Source organism: bacterium (assembly GCA_024226335.1).
Classification (GTDB): Bacteria; Myxococcota_A; UBA9160; order SZUA-336; family SZUA-336; genus JAAELY01.
This window is the reverse complement of the sequence record JAAELY010000162.1, coordinates 1-1,569: the sequence shown is the minus strand read 5'-3', so window position 1 is coordinate 1,569 and position 1,569 is coordinate 1. Positions and strand designations below refer to the sequence as shown.

Genomic DNA, 1,569 nt, shown 5'->3' with positions numbered 1-1,569 from the left:
TTTTCAGCCACGTCGCGCAGTCGGACTGCTTCGAAGCCGCCCTGCTCGGCCAGGTCGACCGCCGCGTCCACGATCCTGCGCATGCGCTTGAGCTGGCTCGCGACCAGTCTCGCGATCTGAGGCTCGCCGTCTCCGGAGTCCGCACGCTCGTCCGCTGGATCGTCGGATTCGGCGATTGCGGGGGTCTGGGAACGTGTCCGGGAGCTCATCGAGCACAATTAGAACACGTTCCAATTCTCTGTGTCCACGGCGCGCGCGGCTCAGAAAAGCTCGATCTGGCCCTCGCTGGTTCTTCTGAAGGAGGCGGCCGAGGGTTCGCAGAACTCGTCGCTCCGGAAACCCGCGCGCCGCCTCGAGACCTCGAAGATCCTGCGCATCTGCCCCGCGTACACGCCCAGGTTCCGAGTCTTCAATCCGGACTGGCTGCCGCGGGACCGGCTATTGCGAAAATCGAGCACTTTGCGCAGGACTTTCTCCTTGCGCTCCGGGAAGTGATCTTCCAACCAGGTGGCGAACAGGTCTTTCACCGCCCAGGGCAGGCTCAACGGGATGTAGTTGGCCCAGCGCGCTCCTGCATCCCTGGCCGCTTCGAGCAGGGCCGGAACCTCGTGGTCGTTGATGCCCGGAATCAGCGGTGCGAGGTACACGCCAACCGGAATTCCCGCATCCGCCAGCGCCCGGACGGCGGCCAGTCTCGTGCCCGGCTGAGATGCGCGCGGTTCGAGAATGCGACACAGATCGGGATCCAGTGACGTCAGCGAGAGCGTCGTCGACACCGCGTCGTGGCGTGCGAGTTCGCCCAGCACGTCGAGGTCGCGCGTGATCAAACGGCTCTTGGTGACGATCGCGACCGGATTGCGGAACTCGGCCAGCACCTCGAGACAGCGTCGGGTGATTCCGAGTCTGCGCTCGACCGGTTGATAGCAATCGGTGACGCCCGACATACCGATTACCTGGGGCTGCCAGCTCCTGGCACGAAGGGCTTTTCGCAAGAGGTCGGGTAGCGCCGTCTTCACCAGAATGGCCGATTCGAAGTCGAGCCCGGCTGAGAAACCCAGAAACTCATGTGTCGGCCGCGCATAACAGTAGATGCAGCCGTGTTCACAGCCCCGATAGGGGTTGATTCCGAAGTTGAAGCCGACGTCGGGATTGTCGTTCTTCGAGAGCGCGGAACGCGTTGAATCCACGAGAAAGCGGGTGTGGGGATCGGGTTCTTTTTCGCCTTCGTCGTGGACCGTTCGAGCCACGCGAAGCGCTTCGAGATCGATCTCGAGCGCCTGGTGTTCGAAGCGGTTGGGGGGTGATTCGCGCGTTCCGCGCCCCCGGATCGGCTCGTGGAACCGGGACATGATCGGTCTGAAGATGGGCGAATAAAGAACGAAAGTCAATCCCGCTCGGCAGACGCGACGAGGGCTCGGGTAGGATGACGCGCATGAGTGAACTACTTCTCGAAAAATCCGGCGCGATCGCGACGCTGACTTTCAACCGACCCGAGCAGATGAACACCATCTCGATTCGCATGCTCGATTCTCTTGCGGAGCAGCTACTGGAGCTCGATCGCGATCCCGA

3 protein-coding genes are annotated in these 1,569 nt (G+C 62.5%); 1 reads left to right on the top strand and 2 read right to left on the bottom strand.

Annotated elements, in window-relative coordinates; translation table 11 throughout:
• Both GY725_07795 and GY725_07790 read right to left on the bottom strand, forming a co-directional pair.
• Positions 1–209, bottom strand: a 209-nt coding sequence (locus GY725_07795) for a hypothetical protein (protein MCP4004081.1), incomplete at its 3' end; no start/stop codon positions are given.
• Between the two features lie 51 nt (positions 210–260).
• Entirely contained in the window at positions 261–1,349 is a 1,089-nt protein-coding gene (locus tag GY725_07790) for a PA0069 family radical SAM protein (GenBank protein MCP4004080.1), read from the bottom strand.
• A gap of 83 nt (positions 1,350–1,432) precedes the next feature.
• On the opposite strand from GY725_07790, the gene GY725_07785 reads away from it, so the two are divergent.
• Positions 1,433–1,569: enoyl-CoA hydratase/isomerase family protein (locus GY725_07785; protein ID MCP4004079.1), on the top strand; the 137-nt coding region annotated here is incomplete at its 3' end.